Below are 5,297 nucleotides of genomic sequence, written 5' to 3'. Positions count from 1 at the left end.
CGCGGGCGGCTGGCGATCCGCCATGCTGGCCCAGGCCGCCATCGGCATGGCCGGCGGGCTGCTGTTCTGGACCTGCTACCGGGAGGGCGAGCAGGCCGCCGCCGGCGCCGCCCCCGCCCTGCCGCTGCGCGCCTTGCTGGCGCGGCTCGGCCAGGATGGCGGCTTCTGGCCGGTGCTTGGCGCCGGCATCGCCATGTCCGCCTTCCAGTTCACCTTCACCGCCAGCGCCATCGGCTTCATGGCGGAGCGCTTCGGCCTCGGCCTGGTGGCGGCCTCCGGCCTGTTCGCCATCGCGCAGCTGGTGGGCATTCCGGGGCGCGCCCTGCTGCCGATGCTGGTGGACCGGCTCTGGCCCGGCCGGCGCGAGCGCTGCCTGGGCTGGGTCATGGCGATCTGCGTCGTGGTGACCGGCCTCTATGCCCTGCTGCCGCCCGACGCGCCGGGCTGGGCGCTGCCGGCGCTGCTGGTGCTGCTCGGCCTGTTCGGCATCGGCTGGTTCCCGCTCTATCTGCTGCAGATCGCCGAGCTGGCGCCGAGGGGCGCCATCGCCGCCACGGTGGGCTTCGCCTCGACGCTGTGCATGATCGCCATGGCGCTGGCGCCGCTGCTGTTCGGGCTGGTCGCCGACGCGGCCGGCCATGGCGCCGCCTGGGCCCTGCTGCTGCTGCCGGTGGCGGCGCTGGCGCCGCGGCTGATCCGCCGGCCGCGGCGGGCCATCGCCGGGTAGTGCTGCGGCTCAGCCGCGCCGCGCCTGCTCCACCAGCCGGGTCAGCAGCGCGATCTGCTCCTGCTGCTGGGCCAGCAGCGCGCCCATCTGCTCGGCGCGCATGCGGTCCAGCTTCTCATGCAGCGCCATGATCTCGATCTCGGCCTTCAGGTTGACCTCATAGTCATGCGCCGCCACCAGCCGGTCCTTCGCCGCCTGGCGGTTCTGGCTCATCATGATGATCGGCGCCTGCAGGGCGGCGATCATCGACAGCAGCAGGTTCAGGAAGACGAAGGGGTAGGGGTCGAAGGGCTGGCTCAGCAGCCAGGCATTGGCGCCCGTCCACAGCAGCAGCAGCGCGATGCAGAGCAGGATGAAGCTCCAGGAGCCGCCGAAGCTCGCCACCCGGTCGGCGATGCGGTCGCCGAGGCTGAGCTTCTCGGCGAAGGCCTCGTTGGTGTCCTGGCTGAGCGGCTTGCGCTCCAGCGCGCCGCGCAACGCGCGGTGCTCGGCCTCCGAGAGGTCGGATTCCTGGCCGAACCAGCGGATCGCCAGCTGGCGGAAATCGGGGGGCGGGTTCTGGCTCATGCGGGGCCTTCGGGCGGCTGCGGCGGCGGGGCTTCGGCGCGGAACCAGGCGCCGAGGGCGTGCCAGGGACGGTCATCCCAGAAGCGGCTGGCCTGGCCGGAGGTGGAGGGCAGCACCCAGAGGGGCGGGAAATCCGCCACCCCCTCGACCCGGCCATAGCGCAGCGCGCCGGTCGGCCGGCCGAGGAAGGCCGCCGCCGGCGCCTTGGCGGTGAAGGCCAGCGCCTGCGGCCGCACGGCGCGGATGCGCGCGGCGAAGCCTTCCGGGTCATAGGCGCCGGGCGGCAGCTGGTCGTCATTGCCGCTGGCATGCTTGGCCATGTCGGTCAGCCCGATGCCGAGGCGCAGCAGATGCGGGTATTCGGCCGGGGCCAGGCGGCGCGGCGTCAGCCCGGCCTCGTGCAGCACGCGCCAGAAGCGGTTGCCGGGATGCGCGTAATAGGCCCCTCGCGCCGCCGAGACGGCGCCGGGGGCCGAGCCGCAGAACACCAGCCTGAGCCCTGGCGCCAGCAGGTCCGGCAGCACCGGCGGCGGCTCAGCCATGCGGGGCCGGCGCCGGCTGCAGCGACGCGGCAATGCGCGACACCAGCCGCTCCCGCGCCGGGGGCACCGCGCGGTGGCGGGCGCCGAAGGCGTCGCGCTCCAGGAAATGCCCGGTCAGGCGCAGCCCCTTCAGCCATTCCGCCGGGTCGCGCTCATCCTGGCCGCCCAGCAGGAACAGCGGCAGCGGCAGCAGCCGGTCCCGATACGGCGCCGCGGCCTCCGCCGAGACCGCCCGGCCGCTGCGCGGCGAGACATGGGTCAGGTTCTCGGCCGCGCCGGTGACAGCGCAGACAGAAAGATCGAGGCCATAGCCCAGCCCCTCCAGCAGCAGCGCCTCCCAGCGGATATAGTCGGCGAGCAGGGCAGGCGCGCCGCGGCCGAGCTGCGCCATCAGCGCCAGCAGGCCGGAGAAGATGCGCGGCTGCGCCTCGCGCTCCGGCAGCGCGTCGGTGGCCAGGGCGCAGGCGGATTGCAGCAGGGCCAGGGTCAGCGGCTCGTCCAGCGCCAGGGCGGCGGTCGGATGCACCATCTCGCCGGAAAGGCTGCCGAGCTGCTCGGCCAGCCGGCCGCGCCAGCGCACCTCGACCAGGTTGCCCGGCTGCCAAAGCCCGGATTGCGCGCGCGAGGCGCCGCCATGCACCAGCCCGGCATGCCGGCCATGGTCCTCGGTGAGCACGGAGACCACCGCCGCGCCCTCGCCATGCGGGCGGGCCTCCAGCACGATGGCGGGGGCCTGCCATTCCATCAGCGTGGATTGAGGGGGCTCTGCCCCCTCAAACTCCCCCGGCAGGGGACAGGGTCCCCTGCACCCGCCATCAGGGGGAACAGCTCAGCCGGCATCATCCAGGCCGATGGCGCGCAGCCGGGCGCGCTCCTCATCCCAGCCCTGGCGTTCCTTGACGTTGAGGAACAGGTGGACGCGGCGCTCCAGCAGATTCTCCAGCTCCATGCGCGCGCGCTGGCCGATGGCGCGCACCTTGGCACCGCCATCGCCGATCAGGATCGCCTTCTGCGTGGCACGGCCGACATAGATGGTGCAGTCGATGCGCACCGAGCCGTCGCGCCGCTCCTGCCACTGCTCGGTCTCCACCGTGGTGTGGTGCGGCACCTCCTGGTGGGTCTGGCGCAGGATCTGCTCGCGCACGATCTCGGCCGCCAGCATGCGGTCCGGCAGGTCGGACAGCTCATCCTCCGGGAACAGCCAGGGGCCCTCCGGCAGGCGCCGGCCCAGCGCCGCCATCATCCGGTCCAGCCCGTCGCCCTTCTCGGCGGAGATCATGAAGGTCTCCTCGAAGGAGAGCTGCTCGTTCAGGCTGGCGGTCAGCGGCAGCAGCTTCTTGGTGTCGATCAGGTCCGACTTGTTCAGCACCAGCCAGATCGGCACGCGCGAGCGCTTCAGCACCGAGATGATGGATTCCACCGCCTCCGTCATGCCGGCGCGGGAATCGACGATCAGCAGCGCCAGGTCGGCATCCTGCGCGCCTTCCCAGGCGGCGGCGACCATGGCGCGGTCCAGCCGCCGGCGGGGCGAGAAGATGCCCGGCGTGTCGGTCAGCACGATCTGCGTCCGCTCCTGCATCACCACGGCGCGGATGCGGAAGCGGGTGGTCTGCGGCTTGGGCGAGACGATGCTGACCTTGGCGCCGGCCAGCCGGTTCACCAGGGTGGATTTGCCGGCATTGGGTGCGCCCACCACGGCCACCAGGCCGCAGCGGGTCGGGCCCAGGGCGGCATCCTGCTCCGGGGCGGCGTCGGGCTGGCCAGGGGGGGGAGGGGTCTCGTCGCTCATGTCACAGTTTCACTTGGTGTCGCCGAGCCCGGCCAGCCAGGCCTCGGCGGCCGCCTGCTCGGCGGCGCGTTTCGAATCGCCCTGGCCCTCCGCCTCGCGCCCGCCGGCGCGCACGGCGACGACGAAGACCGGCTGGTGCGACGGGCCGGTGACCGAGACCTGCCGGTATTCCGGCAGCCCCTCGGCGCGGCCCAGCGTGTGCTCCTGCAGCCGGCTCTTGGCGGACATGGGCGGCGTCGGGTCGGCGGCGACGAACTCCGCCCATTCGCGGCGGATGAAGCGGCGCGGCACCTCCAGCCCGGCATCGAGATAGAGCGCGCCGATCAGCGCCTCGGTCGCGTCGGCGATGACGGTGGCGCGGCCGCGCAGGCCGGTGCGCCCCTCGGCGGGGGGGACGCGCAGCATGGCGGGCAGGCCGATCGCCTCGCCCACCTTGGCCAGCGTCTCGGCCGCGACGAGGACGGAAAGCCGCTTGCCCAGCGCGCCCTCGCGCTCGGCGGGGAAACGCTCGGACAGCCATTCGGCCATCACCAGCGCCAGAACGCGGTCGCCCAGGAACTCCAGCCGCTCGTTGGAATCGAGCATGTCGCGCCGCGGATTGGCGGCGGAGCGGTGGGTCAGCGCCTGCTCCAGCAGGCCCTTGTCGCGGAACTCGTGGCCGAGGCGGGCGAGGAAGCCAGCCCCGGCTGGCGCGGCGGGACCGGGTTTGCTCATGCCCTGCCGCCCCTCACCGCACCGCCGAGAACAGCCGGCTCCAGCGGATGGAGAAGGGCCAGTCCCACACCGCCCACCAGGGCGAGCTGTCATCCTTGCTGAAGAACAGGAATTCGGCGCGGCCGACCAGGTTCTCCACCGGCACGAAGCCCACCGCGTTCATCTCGCGGCTGTCGAGGCTGTTGTCGCGGTTGTCGCCCATCGCGAAGACATGGCCCTGGGGCACGACGAATTCCTGGGTGTTGTCATACGGGCCGTCATCCGAGGCCTCCAGGATCTCGTGCCGCACCAGCTGGCCGCTGGTGCTGGCGGGCAGCGTCTCGCGGTAGCGGCGCACCGTCATGCGCGGCCCGTCGCCCTCGACCGTGTAGAGGCCGAGGCTTTCGCGCTGCACCTCCTGGCCGTTCAGGAACAGCCGGCCGGCGCGCATCTGCACGCGGTCGCCGGGCAGGCCAATGATGCGCTTGATGTAGTCGGTGCTGTTGTCGCGCGGATACTTGAACACGGCGACATCGCCGCGCGCCGGCAGCGAGCCGAAGATCCGCCCCTCGAACAGGTTGGGGCTGAAGGGCATGGAGTGCCGCGAATAGCCATAGGCGTATTTCGACACGAACAGGTAGTCGCCCACCAGCAGCGTCGGGATCATGCTGCCGGAAGGGATGTTGAAGGGCTCGAAGGCCACGGTGCGCACGCCGATGGCGATCAGCCCGGCATACAGGATGGTCTTGATGCTTTCGGCCCAGCCGCCGGTTTTCTTGCTCATCGGGAGTTTAGCGCGAGGCTCCGCTGCGGTTCGCCGCGCCAGCCGCCGCGACCCGGTGGTGGGGTAGAGCCCGGCGCGACCCTTCATGTCAAGGAAAGCACGGTCGGGGCGGCCCCGCGCCGGGGGCACGGCAGCGTGGGCATGGCACCGGGCGCGTCAGGCCGCCTCGCGCCGCGCCTCCAGCCCGCAGGCGGC

General features: G+C 72.5%; 7 protein-coding genes. 1 reads left to right on the top strand and 6 read right to left on the bottom strand.

Annotated elements, in window-relative coordinates; genetic code table 11:
* The coding region (locus HMPREF0731_RS03390; protein WP_157135973.1) for an MFS transporter at nucleotides 1-727 on the top strand (727 nt) is incomplete at its 5' end.
* 9 nt (nucleotides 728-736) lie between these two features.
* Here HMPREF0731_RS03390 and HMPREF0731_RS03385 read toward each other — a convergent pair.
* The 6 genes from HMPREF0731_RS03385 to lepB all read right to left on the bottom strand — a co-directional run bounded on the left by HMPREF0731_RS03385 (nucleotide 737) and on the right by lepB (nucleotide 5,102).
* The gene (locus HMPREF0731_RS03385; protein ID WP_007002614.1) at nucleotides 737-1,294 is read right to left on the bottom strand and encodes a DUF1003 domain-containing protein; all 558 of its coding nucleotides are present in this window, start codon (nucleotides 1,292-1,294) and stop codon (nucleotides 737-739) included.
* Complete coding sequence (locus HMPREF0731_RS03380) at nucleotides 1,291-1,836, bottom strand: mismatch-specific DNA-glycosylase (RefSeq protein WP_040611891.1); 546 nt, start codon at nucleotides 1,834-1,836, stop codon at nucleotides 1,291-1,293. The genes HMPREF0731_RS03385 and HMPREF0731_RS03380 overlap by 4 nt, the downstream gene beginning before the upstream one ends.
* Nucleotides 1,829-2,581, bottom strand: coding sequence for a DNA repair protein RecO (gene recO / locus HMPREF0731_RS03375; RefSeq protein ID WP_007002612.1), 753 nt, complete (start codon nucleotides 2,579-2,581; stop codon nucleotides 1,829-1,831). The genes HMPREF0731_RS03380 and recO overlap by 8 nt, the downstream gene beginning before the upstream one ends.
* A gap of 84 nt (nucleotides 2,582-2,665) precedes the next feature.
* Complete coding sequence (gene era / locus HMPREF0731_RS03370) at nucleotides 2,666-3,625, bottom strand: GTPase Era (RefSeq protein ID WP_007002611.1); 960 nt, start codon at nucleotides 3,623-3,625, stop codon at nucleotides 2,666-2,668.
* Between the two features lie 9 nt (nucleotides 3,626-3,634).
* On the bottom strand, nucleotides 3,635-4,339 hold the full coding sequence (gene rnc / locus HMPREF0731_RS03365; protein ID WP_007002610.1) for a ribonuclease III: 705 nt from the start codon (nucleotides 4,337-4,339) through the stop codon (nucleotides 3,635-3,637).
* Nucleotides 4,340-4,352: 13 nt separating this feature from the next.
* The gene (lepB, locus tag HMPREF0731_RS03360) at nucleotides 4,353-5,102 is read right to left on the bottom strand and encodes a signal peptidase I (protein WP_007002609.1); all 750 of its coding nucleotides are present in this window, start codon (nucleotides 5,100-5,102) and stop codon (nucleotides 4,353-4,355) included.
* Nucleotides 5,103-5,297: the final 195 nt, after the last annotated feature.

The organism is Pseudoroseomonas cervicalis ATCC 49957 (assembly GCF_000164635.1).
Lineage (GTDB): Bacteria > Pseudomonadota > Alphaproteobacteria > Acetobacterales > Acetobacteraceae > Pseudoroseomonas > Pseudoroseomonas cervicalis.
This window is presented reverse-complemented; position numbering and strand designations above follow the sequence as displayed.

Coding starts and splice junctions, on each gene's coding strand:
- rnc (WP_007002610.1), bottom strand. CDS start 4,339: ATGAGCAAACCCGGTCCCGCCGCGCCAGCCGGGGCTGGCTTCCTCGCC.
- lepB (WP_007002609.1), bottom strand. CDS start 5,102: ATGAGCAAGAAAACCGGCGGCTGGGCCGAAAGCATCAAGACCATCCTG.
- era (WP_007002611.1), bottom strand. CDS start 3,625: ATGAGCGACGAGACCCCTCCCCCCCCTGGCCAGCCCGACGCCGCCCCG.
- recO (WP_007002612.1), bottom strand. CDS start 2,581: ATGGAATGGCAGGCCCCCGCCATCGTGCTGGAGGCCCGCCCGCATGGC.
- HMPREF0731_RS03385 (WP_007002614.1), bottom strand. CDS start 1,294: ATGAGCCAGAACCCGCCCCCCGATTTCCGCCAGCTGGCGATCCGCTGG.
- HMPREF0731_RS03380 (WP_040611891.1), bottom strand. CDS start 1,836: ATGGCTGAGCCGCCGCCGGTGCTGCCGGACCTGCTGGCGCCAGGGCTC.